This window comes from Streptomyces sp. NRRL S-37 (genome assembly GCF_000721605.1).
Classification (GTDB): Bacteria; Actinomycetota; Actinomycetes; order Streptomycetales; family Streptomycetaceae; genus Streptomyces.
This window is the reverse complement of record NZ_JOIZ01000018.1, coordinates 33,285-50,273: the sequence shown is the minus strand read 5'-3', so window position 1 is coordinate 50,273 and position 16,989 is coordinate 33,285. Positions and strand designations below refer to the sequence as shown.

At 74.4% G+C, this 16,989-nt stretch carries 17 protein-coding genes and 1 pseudogene; 7 read left to right on the top strand and 11 right to left on the bottom strand.

What is annotated here, in order from left to right; all coding sequences use genetic code 11:
* Nucleotides 1-4: 4 nt before the first annotated feature.
* Nucleotides 5-1,102, bottom strand: a complete 1,098-nt coding sequence (locus IH50_RS0125415) for a PP2C family protein-serine/threonine phosphatase (RefSeq protein WP_030866730.1) — start codon at nt 1,100-1,102, stop codon at nt 5-7.
* 244 nt (nt 1,103-1,346) lie between these two features.
* Here IH50_RS0125415 and IH50_RS0125410 point away from each other — a divergent pair, with 244 nt between their 5' ends.
* Complete coding sequence (locus IH50_RS0125410; RefSeq protein ID WP_030866727.1) at nt 1,347-1,844, top strand: hypothetical protein; 498 nt, start codon at nt 1,347-1,349, stop codon at nt 1,842-1,844.
* Between the two features lie 52 nt (nt 1,845-1,896).
* On the opposite strand, the gene pgm is transcribed toward IH50_RS0125410, so the two are convergent.
* The 8 genes from pgm to IH50_RS0125370 all read right to left on the bottom strand — a co-directional run bounded on the left by pgm (nt 1,897) and on the right by IH50_RS0125370 (nt 10,301).
* The gene (pgm, locus tag IH50_RS0125405; protein WP_030866724.1) at nt 1,897-3,537 is read right to left on the bottom strand and encodes a phosphoglucomutase (alpha-D-glucose-1,6-bisphosphate-dependent); all 1,641 of its coding nucleotides are present in this window, start codon (nt 3,535-3,537) and stop codon (nt 1,897-1,899) included.
* A 115-nt stretch (nt 3,538-3,652) separates the two neighbouring features.
* On the bottom strand, nt 3,653-4,081 hold the full coding sequence (locus IH50_RS0125400; RefSeq protein WP_107062142.1) for a hypothetical protein: 429 nt from the start codon (nt 4,079-4,081) through the stop codon (nt 3,653-3,655).
* A 54-nt stretch (nt 4,082-4,135) separates the two neighbouring features.
* Nucleotides 4,136-4,984 (bottom strand): STM4011 family radical SAM protein, encoded by an 849-nt coding sequence (locus IH50_RS0125395; protein WP_030866719.1) that lies wholly within the window; start codon nt 4,982-4,984, stop codon nt 4,136-4,138.
* A gap of 10 nt (nt 4,985-4,994) precedes the next feature.
* Nucleotides 4,995-6,359, bottom strand: a complete 1,365-nt coding sequence (locus IH50_RS0125390; protein WP_030866714.1) for an STM4012 family radical SAM protein — start codon at nt 6,357-6,359, stop codon at nt 4,995-4,997.
* Nucleotides 6,356-7,177 (bottom strand): STM4013/SEN3800 family hydrolase, encoded by an 822-nt coding sequence (locus IH50_RS0125385; RefSeq protein ID WP_030866701.1) that lies wholly within the window; start codon nt 7,175-7,177, stop codon nt 6,356-6,358. The genes IH50_RS0125390 and IH50_RS0125385 overlap by 4 nt, the downstream gene beginning before the upstream one ends.
* Nucleotides 7,178-7,229: 52 nt before the next feature.
* Nucleotides 7,230-8,405 (bottom strand): STM4014 family protein, encoded by a 1,176-nt coding sequence (locus IH50_RS0125380; RefSeq protein ID WP_030866699.1) that lies wholly within the window; start codon nt 8,403-8,405, stop codon nt 7,230-7,232.
* Nucleotides 8,386-9,342 (bottom strand): STM4015 family protein, encoded by a 957-nt coding sequence (locus IH50_RS0125375; RefSeq protein WP_030866696.1) that lies wholly within the window; start codon nt 9,340-9,342, stop codon nt 8,386-8,388. Before IH50_RS0125375 ends, IH50_RS0125380 begins: the two co-directional genes overlap by 20 nt.
* An 8-nt stretch (nt 9,343-9,350) precedes the next feature.
* The gene (locus tag IH50_RS0125370; protein ID WP_030866693.1) at nt 9,351-10,301 is read right to left on the bottom strand and encodes an STM4015 family protein; all 951 of its coding nucleotides are present in this window, start codon (nt 10,299-10,301) and stop codon (nt 9,351-9,353) included.
* Between the two features lie 135 nt (nt 10,302-10,436).
* Here IH50_RS0125370 and IH50_RS43605 point away from each other — a divergent pair.
* The 6 genes and pseudogenes from IH50_RS43605 to IH50_RS0125340 all read left to right on the top strand — a co-directional run.
* Nucleotides 10,437-10,589, top strand: a pseudogene (locus IH50_RS43605) (DUF6745 domain-containing protein); the annotation flags it as partial.
* 88 nt (nt 10,590-10,677) lie between these two features.
* Nucleotides 10,678-10,827 carry a hypothetical protein gene (locus IH50_RS42120; RefSeq protein WP_179167355.1) on the top strand — a complete coding sequence of 50 codons (150 nt, stop codon included), beginning with the start codon at nt 10,678-10,680 and terminating at the stop codon, nt 10,825-10,827.
* A gap of 79 nt (nt 10,828-10,906) precedes the next feature.
* A complete protein-coding gene (locus IH50_RS0125355) occupies nt 10,907-11,323 on the top strand; it encodes an ATP-binding protein (RefSeq protein WP_030866689.1) in 417 nt (138 codons plus the stop codon).
* Between the two features lie 227 nt (nt 11,324-11,550).
* Entirely contained in the window at nt 11,551-13,221 is a 1,671-nt protein-coding gene (locus IH50_RS0125350) for a PP2C family protein-serine/threonine phosphatase (protein WP_420709113.1), read from the top strand.
* Entirely contained in the window at nt 13,218-14,300 is a 1,083-nt protein-coding gene (locus IH50_RS0125345; protein ID WP_030866669.1) for a cobalamin B12-binding domain-containing protein, read from the top strand. The genes IH50_RS0125350 and IH50_RS0125345 overlap by 4 nt, the downstream gene beginning before the upstream one ends.
* Nucleotides 14,297-14,644: an STAS domain-containing protein gene (locus IH50_RS0125340; protein ID WP_030866666.1), complete on the top strand. Its 348-nt coding sequence runs from the start codon at nt 14,297-14,299 to the stop codon at nt 14,642-14,644. The genes IH50_RS0125345 and IH50_RS0125340 overlap by 4 nt, the downstream gene beginning before the upstream one ends.
* Here the strand turns inward: IH50_RS0125340 and IH50_RS0125335 are convergent.
* Nucleotides 14,616-16,235 (bottom strand): FAD-dependent oxidoreductase, encoded by a 1,620-nt coding sequence (locus IH50_RS0125335; RefSeq protein ID WP_078914092.1) that lies wholly within the window; start codon nt 16,233-16,235, stop codon nt 14,616-14,618. The genes IH50_RS0125340 and IH50_RS0125335 overlap by 29 nt on opposite strands.
* The gene (locus IH50_RS0125330) at nt 16,232-16,963 is read right to left on the bottom strand and encodes a class I SAM-dependent methyltransferase (RefSeq protein WP_030866661.1); all 732 of its coding nucleotides are present in this window, start codon (nt 16,961-16,963) and stop codon (nt 16,232-16,234) included. Before IH50_RS0125330 ends, IH50_RS0125335 begins: the two co-directional genes overlap by 4 nt.
* Between the last annotated feature and the right edge of the window lie 26 nt (nt 16,964-16,989).

Below are 16,989 nucleotides of genomic sequence, written 5' to 3'. Positions count from 1 at the left end.
CCGTTCACCCGGTGGGGGCGGGCTCCTCGTCCTGGTGACGGTGGTAGCGCAGGAGGAGCATCGCGGCGTCGTCTCCGGGCGGTCCTCCCGCGTGCTGGACCAGATCCTCGCGCAGGGCCTCCAGGGCGCGGTGCGCGTCGGGTTCCTTCAGCAGGTGCGCGCGCTCGCCCAGCGGGTAGAAGCGCCCGTCCCGGTCGCGGGCCTCGGTGACGCCGTCGGTGTAGAGCAGCAGTTGCTCACCCGGGGAGAACGCCACCCGGTAGGGCTCCGGTCTCGCGGCACCGTGCGCGGACAGGCCCAGCGGCAGCGCGAACGACGGCGGCTCCGGGAAGTCGGTGCCGCCGTCACGGCGCAGCAGCATCGGGGCCGGATGGCCGTAGTTGAGGAGGACGACCTCCTGGCCGGCGCCGATCTCCGCGAGGATCGCGGTGACGAACCGCTCGTCCTCCAGCTCCCGGGCCACGCTGCGCTCCACCCGCTCGCCCAGCTTGACGAGGTCCGGCTCGTCGTAGGCGGCCTCCCGGAAGGCGCCGAGGACCACGGCGGCCGTCTCCACGGCGGCCAGGCCCTTGCCCTGCACGTCGCCGAGGATGACCCGGACGCCGTGCGGCGAGGCCACCACCTCGTAGAGGTCACCGCCGATCCGCGCCTCGGCGACGGCGGACGTGTAGGACACGGCCGCCTGCACGGGGCCGACGGTCAGCGGCACCGGCCGCAGCAGCACCCGCTGGGCGACCTCGGCGATCGACCGCACGCCGGCCAGTTCCGCCTCCCGGCGCGAGCGCATCACCGCGGCGGTGACACCGACGCCGGTGACCCCGGCGACCGACGCCATGGCGGTGTAGCCGCGGCGCGCCGGGAACAGCTCGTTGTACAGGCCCAGCCCGGCACAGAGCAGCAGCGCCAGGACGCCGATCACCGCCGTGCGGCGCCAGCCCCCGACCAGGCCCGCGAAGGCGGGACCCAGCGACACCAGGGGAAGCAGTCCGACTCCCGGACCGGCCACCACGTCGACGACCGCGATCACCGCCATCACCACGAACGGCATCCAGGCCAGCGCGGACGGCGCCCGCCGGTCCGATGGCGGTTTCTCGTCGGTCATGTCCTGCTCCAGCGGTGTCGAGGGCACTCGAGAGCCGCCCGGTTCCTCCGCAGACGCCCCTCCCCCATCTTTAGACTATGCAAAGGTCGGCCGCTCCGTGTTCCTCCCGGGCGGACCTTTATCCGATCGAGTCCGCACCCGGGCCGCACCGTCTCAGCCATGTGTTCGGTTCCGCGGGCCGCTGTTCCTTCGTTTTTGCGCTGTGCAATGATCCTGGCGGGATCCCCGAAAGGAATGAACGGACGTGACCGCGCAGAGGCCGGACGACGGCGGGACGCCGGAGGAGCGGGACGGTACGCCGGCGCTGCCCGAGGACGTCTGGCAGCGGTTCCTCACCGACAACGAGCGCGCCATCCGGGCCACCGCCCCCAGGGAGCCCTCCGCGCTGCAGCGGACACGGCCGCACACCGGCGGCGGCGTGCCGCGGGAGGACGCCGGCGTCGAGGCGGTCGGTGATCTGTGGCAGCCCGACGATCCGTGGGACGGACCGTCCTGGCGGGAGATGGACCGGCGCGCCAGGCTGCGCCGCGCCGGCCGCGTGGCGGGCACCGCCGCCGCGATCGCCCTGGCGCTGGGCGCGTGGTCGCAGCTGTCCACCGGTGCGGGCACCCCGGCCGAGGCGCCCGGCGACACCGTTCTGCAGCAGTCGGAGGAACTGCCTCAGGAGCTGCCCACGGCGACGTCCCGGTCGCCGGAACCCGCCTCCCCGGCCCCGTCCGCCCCCGGCGTCCGAACCGGCTGACGCGCCCCGGCCACCGCGGCGGGTGACCGGGGCGTGCCCGTCCGGGTGCGGCTCAGTCGCTCAGTGCCGCGAGGACCACGGCCTTGGCCTCCTCCTGCACCCGACGGAGGTGCCCGGGCCCCTGGAACGACTCGGCGTAGATCTTGTACACGTCCTCGGTGCCGGAGGGGCGGGCGGCGAACCAGGCGCTGTCCGTGGCCACCTTGATGCCCCCGATGGACGCGCCGTTGCCCGGCGCCTCGGTGAGCACCGCGGTGACCGCCTCCCCGGCCAGGGTGTCCGCGGTGACCTGGGCGGGGGACAGCTTCGCCAGACGGGCCTTCTCCTCACGGGTCGCCGGGGCGTCGATCCGCTCGTAGGCGGGCTCGCCGAAGCGGGAGGTGAGCGCGGCGTAGTGCGCGGAGGGCGTCTTCCCGGTGACGGCCGTGATCTCGGACGCGAGCAGCGCCAGGATGATGCCGTCCTTGTCGGTGGTCCACACCGAGCCGTCCCGGCGCAGGAAGGAGGCCCCGGCCGACTCCTCACCGCCGAAGCCGAGGGTGCCGCCGGCCAGTCCGTCCACGAACCACTTGAAGCCGACGGGCACCTCGACGAGTTCGCGCTTCAGGTCGGCGGCGACCCGGTCGATCATCGCGGAGGAGACCAGGGTCTTGCCGACGCCGGCGGCGGACGGCCACCGCTCGCGGTGCGCGTAGAGGTAGCCGATCGCCGTGGCGAGGTAGTGGTTGGGGTTCATCAGCCCGGCGTCCGGGGTGACGATGCCGTGCCGGTCGGCGTCGGCGTCGTTGCCGGTGGCGATGTCGAAGCGGTCGCGCTGCCCGATGAGGGACGCCATCGCGTGCGGCGAGGAGCAGTCCATCCGGATCTTCCCGTCCCAGTCCAGCGTCATGAACCGCCAGGTCGGGTCGGTGAGCGGGTTGACCACGGTGAGGTCGAGCCGGTGCTGTTCGGCGATCCGGCCCCAGTACGCGACGGACGCCCCGCCCAGCGGGTCGGCGCCGATCCGTACGCCGGCCGCGCGGATCGCGTCCAGGTCCAGCACGCTGGGCAGGTCCGCGACATAGGTGCCGAGGAAGTCGTACCGGCCGGTCCCGGTGGCGGCGAGGGCACGGGCGTACGGGATGCGGCGGACGTCCTTGAGGCCGCCGCGGATGATGTCGTTGGCCCGGTCCTGGATCCAGCCGGTGGCGTCCGAGCCCGCGGGGCCGCCGCTGGGCGGGTTGTACTTGAACCCGCCGTCGGCGGGCGGGTTGTGGGACGGGGTGACCACGACACCGTCCGCGAGGCCCGTGGCGCGGCCCCGGTTGTGGGTGAGGATCGCGTGCGAGACCGCCGGGGTCGGGGTGTAGCCGTCGGCGCTGTCGATGAGCACCGTGACCCCGTTGGCCGCGAACACCTCCAGGGCGGTGACCCGGGCGGGCTCGGACAGCGCGTGGGTGTCGGCGCCGAGGAAGAGCGGCCCGTCGGTGCCCTGGCCGGCGCGGTACTCGCAGATGGCCTGGCTGGTCGCGGCGATGTGGTCCTCGTTGAACGCGGCCGTCAGGGACGAGCCGCGGTGCCCCGACGTCCCGAAGGTGACGCGCTGCCCCGGATCGTCGGGGTCGGGGCGCAGTGCGTAGTACGCCGTGACCAGCCGAGCGACGTCGACGAGATCCTCGGGGCCGGCCGGGCCGCCGGCTCGCTCGTGCTGCATGTGCCCACTCCTCCGCATGGGTCGATTCTTCGCTTGCGGAGACATCTTTCCTCTTCGGGGCCGCACCGCGCGAGCGGGGTCCGGCTCCGCGCCGTCCCGTCCCGCCGCCCCGGTGTCAGATCCGGCCGCCGGTCAGCCGGGTGAGGGGGCCGTGGGTGTGGCGTTCGGCGCGCCGGCCCACCGCGTAGGAGGCGGCGGTCAGCGCGGTCAGGCCGGCCGCGGCACCGGCGGCGACGAGCCTGCGGTTGGCTATCACCGTCCAGGCGGTCTTGGCGCCGGCGGCGACCTGGCCCGAGGTGGCGACGACCGCGCGGCGGCCCGCCTCGACCCCCTTGGCCGCGGTCTGCGCGGCGCCGCTCGCCGCCCGGGCCGCGCGCCCGGCGCCCGACGCGGCCGCTGACGCCGCGTCACCCGCCTTGCCGGCGGCGGGGGCGGTCGCCTTGCCCGCGGTCTCCTTGGCCTTGTCCGCGGCCTCCCGCGTCTTGGTCGCGGCGGACCGGGCGGACGTGGTCTTCTGCTGCGCGTTCTTGTTCTGTTCACTCATGGACACCGACTTGCCGCTGGTTTCCGCGGCAAACACGTCACCTGGGGTGGGCGGCTATCCGGCCGGGGCCGGTATCCGTTCCAGCACACCTCCGGCGAACACGTCGTACAGCGGCAGCGTTTCGAGGTGGACGTAGCCGATGTGGCAGTCGCAGGCGGCGAGGGGGCAGGGGCGGGGGCGCAGCGCCTCGCGGTAGCTGCCGTCGTAGAGGTTGCCGAGTTCGGCGCGGACGAAGTGGCAGCGGCGGACCGTGCCCTCGCCGTCGACCGAGATCACGGACTCCCCCGTGCGGCAGGGCAGGCCCGCGCTGGCGTGGGGGCGGCGGCTGTAGGGGAAGAGGGGGTCCAGCGCGGTCCACACGCCGGCCTCGGTGTCGTCGTAGGTGTGTCCCTCGGCGGCGTTGACCCACAGGTACACCTTCTCGGGCAGCTCGGCGCGCAGCCGCCGGGCCGCCTCCAGGTGGTCGGGCAGTCCGACGACGCCGACGCTGAACCGGACGCCGAGCCGGTCCAGTTCGCGGCACTTGGCCAGGAAGCGGTCGTAGGGGGTCTGGCCCGGGTGGTACGTGCACCACAGGGCGAGGGTGTCCAGGTCGGCGCCGGCGAGCCAGTCGGTGCGGCAGCTGAGGTTGGTCTGGATGGCGACGCGGCGGATGTGGGGGTGGTGGGAGAGCCGGGTCAGGGTGTCGCGGTACCAGGAGCGGACCAGGCCCTCGCCCCAGGGGGTGAAGAGCAGGGAGAGCCGGTCGGTGGTCTGCGCCTCGGCCCAGTCGGCGAACCTCTCCAGGCAGGCGCGGTCGGTACGGAGTTGCTCGCGGCTGTCGCGCCGCTTGGCGAACGGGCAGTAGGGGCAGTCGTAGTCGCAGGAGGCCAGCGGGCCGCGGTAGAGGAGGGTCAGGTCCATCGGGCGGGTCTCACTTCCGCTCGTAGGCGGCCATGGCGGCCCGTACGGCCGGGGAGAACAGCTCCGGGCCGATGGCGTCGGAGTGGGCCAGGCCCTCGGGGGTCAGGCGCAGCAGCGCGGTGTCCTGCGTCAGCCAGCCGCGGCCGGCGAAGCGGGAGAGTTCCTCCGGGAAGTCGTCCGCCGGGGTGCGGCCGTCGAACCGGGCGCGGTAGCCGTCGAGGTCGAGACCGTCCGCCTGGAGCAGGGACTGCAGCAGATGTCTGCGGCGCGCCTCGTCGGTGTCGATGCGGCGGCCGTACTCGGCGTGGGCGAAGTCGGCGGCCGGGCGGGAGACGTAGTCGTCGACGATGCCGCGGATCTCGTGCATGCCGACGGCGTAGTCGAAGGAGTAGTGCAGGCCCGCGGTGTAGGAGCGGGCGCCGCAGCCGAGTCCGATCATGCCGTCGGTCTGGCAGGCGTAGTCGTCCGCGCCCTGCGGCGGGGCGTCCGCGCGGCGGAACATGCGCATGGACCGCTGCTCGTAGCCGTGGGCGAGGAGGTGGTCGCGGCCCAGGCGGTACAGGCGCAGCCGTTGTCCGTCCCAGGCCGGGTCGGGGTCGCCGGCGCGGCGGCCGAGGCCGGTGAGGGGGCGTATGTAGAGGGGGTAGAGGTAGAGCTCCTCGGGGTGCCAGGCGAGGGCGGCGTCCAGGGAGCGCAGCCAGGTGTGCTCCGTCTGGCCGTCGATGCCGTAGATGAGGTCGATGTTGAGGACGGGGATCCGGGCGTCGCGGACACGGCCGAGGGCGGCTTCGACGTCGGCGCGGCGCTGGGGGCGTACGGCGGCGCGGGCCTCGGTGTCGTCGAAGCTCTGCACGCCCAGGCTGAGGCGGGTGGTGCCGCGCGCGGCCAGTACCTCGAGCCGGTCGGCGGTGGCCGTGGCGGGCGAGGCCTCCACGGACAGCGGGACCGCGCGCAGGTCGGCGCCCATGCGGTGTTCCGCGATGTCGCACAGCCGCTCGAGTTCGGCGGCGGTGAGGAAGGTGGGGGTGCCGCCGCCGAAGGCCGCGGTGGCGAACCGTACAAATGCGCGCTCTCCCAGGGCCTCGCGCACCGTCGTCGCCTGTCGTTCCAGGGCGTCCAGGTAGGCGCCGGTCAGGCCGTCGGGGGCGCCGATGCGGGTGAACAGGTTGCAGAAGCCGCAGCGGATTTCGCAGAACGGGATGTGCAGGTAGAGGGAGAGGGCATCCTTGGGTTCGCCGGCCCACAGGGTGTCGAGGCGGGGGCGGTCGGCGAGCCGCCGGTAGGCGGTCTTGTGCGGGTAGGCGTAGACGTAGCTCTGGTACGGGCTCGCGGGCGTGTCGGTGCCGGTCGTCCGGGCGGGCGTGGCGGTGGTCATCGGGCGGCCTCGGCGGGGGTGGGGTCCAGGAAGAAGTGGGCGTAGGGCACGGTCCACACGGACTCGTGGCCGATGCGGTGGCCGGTGTAGCCGTCGTCGCCGTAGGCGGTGCCGTGGTCGGAGCAGACGACGGCGAAGCAGCGGCGCCGGCTGCTCGCGGCGGCGAACAGCCGGCCGATGTGGCGGTCCACGTACTCCAGGGCGGCGGCGTGGGTGGCGCGGGTGTCGCCGTCCTCGCGGGTCGCGCCGGGCCGGTGGAACCAGTTGGGCTGGTGCAGTGCGGCGACGTTGACGAAGAGGAACAGGCGCTTTTCTTGGGGGAGTTCGCGGACGACGTGTTCCGCGCGGGTCACCTGGGCCTCGAACGACGTGGGCGAGGTGACGCCGAACTCCGGCTCCCAGTGGGACTCCTGGAACAGGCCGGGCAGCACCGAGCCGAGCGGGCCCCGCTTGTTGAAGAAGCCGGTCCCGCCGACGCACACCGTGCGGTAGCCCTCCTTCGCGAGGCCGGACACCAGGTCCGGGGTGTCGTACACGAAGGTGCGCGCGGCCGTGGTCTCGCTGCCGGCGAACCGGGCGGCGAACAGGCGTGGATGCGGGCCGGGTGCGGCGGGTGTCGGCAGGAATCCGGCGAAGATCGCCTGGTGGGAGGCGTAGGTGAAGCTGCCGGGGGCGTGCCGCCGCTCCCAGCGGCCGCCGGGCAGGTGGCGGGCCAGGTTCGGGATGCGTCCCTGGGCGGCGAGTTCGGCGGCGACGTCGTGGCGGAGGGTGTCGAGGGTGACGAGGAGGATGTCGTGGCTGCCGACGATCTCGTTCATGTCCGGGTGGTCCGGTGCGGCGGCCCCGTGGGGGCCGGGCACGGGCGTCGGTTCAGGCGCTGACATGGGTGGTTCCCGTTCTGTACTGGTGGTGCGGGTGGGACGGGCCGGTGGTGCGGCGCAGGACCGCCGCGACCTGGGCCGCGTAGGTGTCGAGGCCCTCCGCCCCGCTGCCCGGCAGTCCGGTGAGGCGGGGCAGCAGGTCGCCGAAGGCGTTGACCTCGCCGACGGCGAACCGGCGCCAGCCGACGGCCGGGAGCAGGTCGACGCCGACGCACAGGGTGCGCGGGAAGCAGGCCGCCGCGCGCTCGCACACGGCGAGGACGTCCGCCCACCGGCCGCCGGCCGCCGCGACGGCGTCGCGCACCGCGTCGAGGTCGCCGCGGGTGCCGCCGAGATGGAGGTTGGTCAGGGGTGAGGTGCTGGTGCGCACGACGGCGTGGGTGGCGCGGCCGGCCACCACCACGACCCGCAGATCGGCGGCGCGGCCCCGCTGGGAGGCCTTGGGCAGCCAGCGCTCCAGGTGGAGGCCGTCGGGGGCGAGGGCGTCCACGACGGCGGCGATGTCCTGCTCCCGCTCGTAGCGGCGCACCCTCAGGGAGTTGAACAGCCTTCCGTCCTCGGTGAGTTCGACGGAGGTGGTGGCCCTGACGCGTCCGCTGCCCGACGCCTCGACGGCGAGCACCCCGGAGGCCGAGGAGCCGTGCGCGAGCTTGACGAAGAGCCTCGGCATGCGGTGCTCGCGCATGACGGTGCGTACGTCGTCCCAGCCGGTCACCCGTACGGCGTCCGGGCCGGAGGTGGGTGACCCGGGCACGGGGACGCCCGCCGCGTCGAGGACGGTGTGGCAGCGCCGTTTGTCGAACAGGACGGCCAGTTCGTCCACATCGTCGAGGCGGGCCCCGCCCCGCAGTCCTCGGACGGCCCCGGTGAACCGCTCGTACCAGCGTGCCGAGCCCTCCACGCGGGTGGGGTCGTCGACTCCTCTCAGCAACCGGTCGACCTCGGGATTCTCGCCGGGCGAATCGAGCCGGACGGTCTCGTCGGCCGCGAAGTCGGCCCCGCCCTCGCGCAGCACCCGCTCCCAGGGCACGACGCGTGGTGCGGGCAGTCCGGCGGCGCGGGCGGCGTCGGTGAAGAGGGCCGTCCTGCGGTTCTCGGGGTTGCCCACGACGGCGAGGCGCACGGGTGCGCCGCCCCGCCCCGGGTCACTCCCCGACCGCGACATACCGGTCCTCCGGGCGGCGTGCCCTGCGGCGGGCGGGGGTGAGGCCGAGGACCGGGATGTGCGGCCCCAGTGCTTCGCGGACCCGGAGGGTCATCTCCTCGCTCATGAAGTGGTGCCCGAGGTCGAGCGCCCGCAGATGGGTCAGCGGCTGCCCCGAGAGCAGCGCGGCTCCCCCGTCGTCGCTGAGCGTGCCCATGCTCAGGTCGAGGGAGTCCAGCCCCGCGACCACGGGCGCGGCGGCCACGGCGGCGGCGATCTCGTCCTGGATGTCGCTGTCGCACAGGCCCAGGTGGCGCAGCGCCCGGCCGCGGCCCAGCATGTCCAGGAGCGCCCGTACGTCGTCGGCGGTGCAGTCACCGCCGTACCAGGCGGTGCCCAGCCACAGCTCCAGGTGCTGGAGGGCGGGGAGGTCACAGGCGGCGAGGCCGCGTACCGGCTCGGGCGGCAGCCCGCCGGACTCGACGCGCAGTGTGCGCAGTTCGGCGTGGCGCAGCGGCTCGATCACCAGGTTCTCGGCGCCGCGCAGGCCCAGTTCGCGCAGGCCGGGCCAGGCGTGCAGCACCCGGCCGATGTCGCCCTGTTTGATCCAGGAGATCTCCGATTCCTCGGACTCCACGTCGCCGAGGAAGACCGCCCGCAGCCGGGGCAGCCGGTGCGCGTCGGCGGTGATCAGGTCCAGGACGGGGCCGATGCCGTGCTCGTCCCACTCCTGCCACCAGGGGCCGATGACCAGGGCCACGACCTCGTCGGTGTCGACCCGGTCCATGAAGGAGCCCCACCGCTCCTCGAACGGGACGTCCCAGTCGGCGGCGAGCCGCCAGGCGACGGAGGCGGGCGGGGGCAGCCCCGGGCCGGGGCCCGGCTCGCCCTCGGGGCCGTCGACGCGGTGCACGGGCAGGCCGTGGAAGTGCTTCAGGTGGGAGGGGTAGTAGCCCATGCGGGTGCTCACTCCCCCACGGAGACGAAGCGGTCGCCCTCGTCCTCGTCCTCGCCCGCGTCGTCCGGGTCCAGGTCCACCTCGACGCCCGCCGCTTCCAGCGTGTGCTGTACGCGTTGCCGGACGGGCTCGCTCAGGTAGTTGTGGTGCAGGTCCAGCTTCTTGAGGTGGGTGAGCGGCTGGCCGCCGAGGAGGGCGGTGGCACCGTCGTCGCCGAGGGTGCCCATGGACAGGTCGAGCACCTCCAGCCGGGCGACGACCGGCGCGGACGCCATGGCGGCGGCGATCTCGTCCTGGATGTCGCTGTTGCGCAAGGCCAGGTGCCGCAGCCGGGGCAGCCGGGCGCCGGAGAGGATCGGCTCCAGGTCGGCGACCTCGGTGTCGGCGCCGTACCAGGAGGTGCCGAGCCACAGGTCGAGGTGTTCCAGCGCGGGCAGTTCACTGGCCGCGGCACCGCGGACGACGTCCACCGGGAGACCGCCGCTCTCCACGACCAGTTTCCGCAGCTTGTCGTGGCGCAGGGCGGTGAACGCCAGGTCCTTGCCTCCGCGCACACCGAACTCCTCCAGGTCCGGGAAGGCCGCCGGCAGGGGTGTCACGTCGGTCTGGGTGATCCAGGAGATCTCGCACTCCTCGAAGTGCATGTCCCCGAGGAACAGCGCCCGCAGGCCGGGCATCCGGTCACGCGCCGCCACCAGCGCCTCGACGATGTCGGCGGAACTCCTCTCGTACGCGTCCTCCCAGGCGCCGACGATCAGGGCGCGGACCCGGGTGGTGTCGACCGCGGAGCGGAAACGGGCGAAGGCCTCGGTCCACTGCTCCTCGGCGTCGTAGGAGTCGACGGTGATCCGCCAGGCCACGGCCTCGGGTCCGGGCAGCTCACTCGGTGTCTCGCCGGGCCCGGGAAAGGTGAAGGCGGGAAGGCCGTACAGCTCCTCGAGGTGGCCACCGATGGTCATACGGGCTGCTCCTGTCGTGCGACGCGGGAAGGAAGGCGGTGCGTGGGCGAGGCCGTCACGGGGCACGGGGTGCGGGCCCTTCGGCGGTGCGTGCAGCAGTTCTACCAACAGGGACTGACAACGCCCGGCGGCGGGTCCGGTGACGGTCCGTTGTCAGTGCCGGCCCCTACTGTCCGTACATGGGCTCCGGAGCACCGTGTGCCGCCGGCGACCCGGACGGCCCGGGAGGGGGTGGCGTGGACGTTCGGTCTCGGAGCCGAGGCGTACGAGCCGCTGGAGGAGACGTGAGCCCGTCCGGCCGCCCGAGGGCTGACTCCGCCCGCAGGGGGTAGGCGGAGAACGGCAAGGACGACCCGGACCACGGAAGGGAGCAGCCATGCCGAGCATGGTGGAGCGCATCAAACAGTTCGCCAGGAGCCCTCAGGGGCGGCGCACGGCCGAGCAGGTGCGGCGGGCGGCGGCCGACCCCCGGCGCCGGGCCCAGGCACAGCGTCTGCTGGGCCGGCTCCGCGGCGGCCACCGCTGAGCCGTTCCTCCTTTTTCCGCTTCCGCGCGGTCCGGCACCTCCCCGTCCGGGCCGCGTGGCGACGACCTGGAAGGATCTGATGGACGAGTCGTCGGTCCGGACGGTGGGCTGGGCGCGCTCACTGCCGATGGACCACGAGGTGAAGGCGGCCCGCGAGTGGGCACGCGAGCACCTCGTCGCGCTGGGCTGGGACACGGCCGCCCCCGAGACGGCGGACGACGTGCTGCTGACCGTTTCGGAACTGGTCACCAACGCGCACGTCCACGCCCGCAGCAGCGCGCAGCTGGTCATGTCGTGGGACGGCCGTTGTCTGCACATCTCGGTGCACGACAGGTCCGCCACCCTGCCGACGCCCCGCGGGCCGAGCGCCGAACGTGTCGGCGGACGCGGCATGCTGCTGGTCGACGCCCTGGCCGACACCTGGGAGGCCCGCCCCTGCCCCCACGGCAAGACCGTCACGGCCTGCTTCCGGCTGCCGGAGGGGACGGGGCACTGACCCGCCCCGTGCGCGGCGGGCGACAGGCCCTGGGACCGGCCGGTCCGCCCGGAAGCGTGCCGGGAACGGGGGCGGGCGAAGAACAGGGGTGAGAGATCCGCCTCGGGGTACGCGGCCGCCCGGCGGGCACGTCGTCACCCGGCCGGGTTGATTTCGGGGATACGGATGGGAGACCGTGGCAACGAATCCGGTTTCCCGGCAGAGAGGTGGTGGGGTGCGCACGACGCGTGCCTGCGCTTGTGATTCCTTCCCCCGGTTCACCCGCCCGCCCGCATGACACGGAGGTCCGTACCGGTCCGACGTGGAAGGACGCCCCCTACCCGGTCGTGGTCCTCGACGCGAGGGGCACGGTCGTCGACCTGAACCCGCCCGCCCGGCTGCTCCTGGCGGACCATCACGACGGAGACGGTCCACGGGACGTGGTGCCGTCCTGGCTGGCGGACGCGCACCGCCGCCTCACCGACGAGACGGACATCACGCCGGCGGCCACGCCCGCCACCGGGGAGATCGGCGACCGGTTCTTCGAGGCGCGTCCCGGCCCGCTCGCGGACGAGGGCGTCATGTGGTGGCTGGTGGACCGCACCGGCCACCGCCGCGCGGAGACGTCCCTGCGCAGCGCCCGGGAGCAGGCGGAGATCCGCGCCATGGTCTCCAGCACCCTGCTGGCGTCGTTGAACGTGCCGCGCTGCGCGGAGGTCGCGGCGCAGCTGGCGGCCGAGCACCTCGCCGACGCCGCGCTGATCGTCCTGCCGCCCGTCGGCCGCCGCCACAGCGTCACCCACGCCCTGCGCGGCGGGCCCGCGGAGCACACCTCGCGTCAGTTCGACGCCCGTGACGTCCCGGGCCTGGACGAGGCCCTTCAGGGTTTCCCGCCGGTGCCCGCGCGCTGGATCGACCCCGGCGCCCTCCCCGACTGGGTCGTCCCGGAGGGCTTCGGCGGGCCCGTCGGCTCCGTCATCGTCACACCGCTCCCCGGGCACGGGGTGTCCGCCGGCGCGCTGATCCTGCTCCGCGTCGGCACGGAGCGGGCCTTCACCCCGGACGAGGAGGCGTTCGCCCGGCTCTTCGCCGCACGCGCGGGCACCGCGCTGTCGGCCGCGCGCCTGTACGGCGAGCAGAGCGCGATCACCACCACGCTCATGCGGGAACTGCTGCCGCCGGTCCTGGAGAACCTGCACGGGGTGGACTACGCGGGACGCTACCGCGCCGCCAGCGACCACGAACGGATCGGCGGTGACTTCTACGACGTCCACCCCGGGGCGGACGCCTCGCGGGAGACGTTCGTCGTGCTGGGCGACGTGGCCGGCAAGGGACTGGACGCGGCGGTCCTGACCGGGAAGATCCGCAACACGCTGCACGCGCTGCTGCCCCTGGCCTCCGACCACCAGCAGGTCCTCACCCTGCTCAACGGGGCCCTGCTCACCTCGCACCACACCCGCTTCGCCACCATGGTGCTGGCCTCCGTCAAGCGCGAGGGCCGCCGGGTGCGGCTGAGGCTGACCAGCGCCGGGCACATGCCCCCGCTCATCGTCCGCGCCGACGGCCGGGTCGAGGAGGCGGCCACCCACGGCACCCTCGTCGGCGCGCTCCCCTCCGTCACGGTGCGGACGGCCGAGGAGGTGCTCGCGCCCGGGGAGACGTGTCTGCTCTACACCGACGGCATCACCGAGGCCCGCGGCGGGCCGCTGGGGGACGAACTGTTCGGGGAACGCCGTCTGCGGCAGGCGCTGGTGGAATGCGCCGGCCTGCCGGGGGAAGCGGTCGTGGAGCGGGTGCAGATGCTGGCCGCCCAGTGGCTGGGCGGCGGCGGCCACGACGACATGGCCGTCCTCGCCATCAGCGCACCGCGCACGGCGCCGCCCACGGGCACCGGCGAGACTCCTGGGAGAGACACGTGAGCACGGACCGCCCGTCGACCGCCGTTCTGCGCGACGAACTCTGGCGGGCGGTGCTCGAGGGCACCGAGTACGACGCCGTCGACGTGGTGCGTGCCGGGCTCGACGCGGGGTGGGAGGAGGAGACCCTGCTGCTCGACGTCGTCGCGGCGGTGCAGAGGAAGATCGGTACCGAATGGGCCGCCGACCGCATCACCGTCGCCCAGGAGCACGCCGCCACGGCCGTCAACGAGCGTGTGATCGCCACCCTCGTCCACCGTCCGGCGGCGGGCAGGCCCGTCCCCCCGCACCGCGGGCGGGTGACGGTCACCTGCGTCGACGGCGAGTGGCACGCCTTCCCTGCCCGGCTCGTCGCCGAGGTCCTGCGGCTGCGGGGCTGGCAGGTGGACTACCTGGGCGCCCAGACGCCCACGCCCCACCTCGTCGCCCACCAGCACCACACCGGATCCGACGCCGTCCTGCTCTCCGGATCGATCCCCACCCACCTGCCGGCCGCGCACGCGGCCATCACCGCCTGCCAGGCCGTCGGAGTGCCCGTGCTCGCCGGGGGCAGGGCCTTCGGCGAGGACGGCCGGTTCGCCCGGGCCCTGGGGGCCGACGGGTGGGCCCCGGACGCCCGCGGCGCGGCCGCCGCGCTGGAGGCCGGTCTGCCGCGCCCCACGGCGGTCCGGCAGGCGGTCGACGACCTGCCGCACCTGGCGGACCAGGAGTACACGATGGTGGTCCGATCCCGCAGCCGCCTGGTCAAACAGGTGCTGGCGGACCTGGAGAGCCGGTTCCCGGCCATGCGCGGGTACGACGACGCGCAGCGGGAGCGGACCGCGGAGGACCTGGTCCACATCCTCGACTTCCTGGCCACCGCCCTGTACATGGACGACGCGGAGGTGTTCACCGAATTCCTGGGGTGGACCTCCGAGGTGCTCGCGGCACGAAGTGTTCCGGTGCACTCCCTGGTCACCGGGCTGGACATCCTCGCGGAGCAGTTGCACGACTTCCCCCGCGGCCTGCGCATCGTCCGCGAGGGCGCGGCCGGGCTCCGCGACCGGTCCGCCGGGCCGGTGGTCCGCGGCACCCCCGTATGAGCGCGCCGCGCCCCACCGGTGTCCGCCCCTCGGCGGACCCGCGGACCGCGACGCTGACCGTGCGCGTCGGGGGCGAACTCGACGACGCCTGCGGGGCGGAGCTGACCGCCGTCGTGGTGGCGCACCTGACCGGGCCGGCCCCGCCGCGTGCCGTGCGGCTGGACTTCCGCGACCTGACGGGCGTCGACCGGCTGGGCCTGGCCGCGCTGCTCATGGTCGGCCGGCACAGCAGTGCCGCCCGCGCCGTCCTGCACCTGGACCACCGGCCTCCCTTCCTGGAACGCCTGCTGCGGCAGACCGACGTCCTCGGACACCTCACCTCGGCGGGGACGGGAGCCGAGTAGTCCGGTCCCGGCCGCCGGTTCCCCGCCGGTCCGCGGGCCGCCGGCCCAGTGCGGCCAGGGACCGCAGCAGGGCGCCGCGTCCCCGGTCGGGCACCGTCCACAGGGTCTGTCCGCGCACCCCCCAGCGTTCCAGCAGCGCGTTGGCGGCGAGGAACCCGGTCGTCGCCGCGCGTTCCATCAGCGCGACGGGCAGGTCGGTGCGGACCAGGTCGCCGGCCATCGTCACACCGGGCTCCGGGGTGCGTACCGTCGGCCGGCCCGTGTGGCCGCCCACGGGGAACAGGGGGCAGTCGGCCCGCCACTCGTGCCGGGCGTCGACGACCGTGGCCGCCCGGGTCTCCGGGTAGACGCGGTGCAGTTGTGCGGTCAGCCGCTTCCGCTCGACGTCCCGGGAGGCGTCCGGGTCCAGGGCGTACGCGTGGAGTTCGACCACGGAGCCCCCGGTGCGGGCGGCCCAGCGGGCCGCTTCGTCCTCGTAGCGCTCCAGCACGCTGATGTTGTCGAGGCCGGCGTATCCGCTCGTGCCCAGGAACGCGGGCCGGCCGGGTGCGACGGGCCGGTCCAGCCACAGCCGGCTGACCAGGAACGGCGGGGCGGTGCGCAGGCCGGCGATGCGTTCCCGCCACGGGCCGTCGCCCAGCCGCCCGGAGCGGGCGACCAGGGCGCGCAGTCCCGCGGTGTCGAGGGCGAGGACGACGGTGTCGTGACGGCTCTCCTCCCCGGTGGTGGCGACCTCGTAACCGCCGTCGCCGGTGGGGGCGATGTGCTCGACGGCCGTGGCGGTGCGGATCCGGGCGCCGTGCCGGCGCAGGTAGCCGGCCAGGGGGTCCCACAGGGCGGCGGGGAAGGGCGCGTCGGGCACGTCGAACAGCAGCCCTTCGGCGGAGCCGAGGAAGTAGATGTGGAACATCAGGACCATCTCGGCGGCCGACAGCCCCCGGGGGTCGGCGAAGAAGCTGCGGGAGAACACCTCGAAGGCCAGGTGGCGGGCGCTGTGCGGGAAGCGCACGGCGTCGAGGAAGTCGTGGGCGCTGACGCCGTCCAGGCGCTCGTACACCTCGGGCACGCGCACGTCGAGCAGGTCGAGGGCCGCGAGCGGTCTCATGCGGCGCAGGTCGCGCGCGCGGAAGGACGGGCTGAGGGCGACGAAGCCGAGCGCGCTCCACGGCGGGGTGCGCGGGACGTGGCGGAAGCCGTCCCGCAGTCCGTCGGCATGCCGCAGCGGGTAGTCCGGCAGGCCGGTGAGCCGCTCCAGGCCGGGGTCGGTACGGCGCAGCAGGCCGCGCAGGTTGTAGTACTGGCGGAAGAAGGCGTGGAAGCCCCGGCTCATGGTCGCCGGGGTGCCGTCCGCCAGGCGGGTGGGCCAGCCGCCGACCCGTCCGCCCAGGAAGGGTTCGCGCTCGTAGAGCGTCACGGCCACGCCGCGTTCGGCCAGCGCGGTCGCCGCGGCCAGGCCGGCGATGCCGCCGCCGACGACGGCGGTCGTCGGGCGGGCGCCCTCGATCCGGCGTGTCCCGGGCGGGGGCGTGAGCACCCGGGCGCGGCGGTCCCGGCCGTGCCGGGTGGCGTCAGGGCGGCGGAAGGGGGTCATCCCTCGTCCTCGCTCTCCGTGCGGGGCCGTCGGCCGACGAAGGTGTGGGTGATGCCCGTCTGCCATCCCGGCAGGGGCAGCGTGCGCACCGCCTCGAAGCCGGCCGCGCGCAGCCGGCCGGCGAAACGGCCGGCGGTGTCGAACTCCACGACGCTGCGCCGCAGATGGCGGTAGAGCTCGGCGTCCCCGAGCACGCCGGCCGCCGGCTGGACGATGCCGCGGCACACCAGGTTCCACACCACGCGGTCCGCGCGGCGTCCGCCGAGCGTGTACTCGTGCACGCCCAGTCTCCCGCCGGGGGCCAGCAGACCGCGCACGGTGGCGAGCACGGCGTCGGGATCGGAGACGTTGCGGAAGAGGTAGGCCGCGAACACCGCGTCGAACGGTCCTTCCACCCCGGCCTCCGCCAGCCCTTCCGCCGGCGCCCGGACGAAACTCACCCCGTCCGGCCAGTTCTTGGCGGCGGCCCGTCCGAGCATGCCGGCGGAGGCGTCCACGGCCACGATCCGCGCGCCCGGCAGCACCGTGGAGAGCGCGGCGGTCGACGCGCCGGTGCCGCAGCCGAGGTCCAGGACGCGCAGTCCCTCGCCCCGCCGCGGCAGTCCCAGCCGGCGTGCCGAGCGGCGGAGGTGGGCGTGGTAGCCGGGGTTGGCGGCCACCAGGGTGTCGTAGCCGCGGGCGGCGTGGTCGAAGGCGGCGGCGAGCTTCTCGTCGCGCAGCAGGGTCATGCGGTCTCCTGGTACAGAGGGGCCGG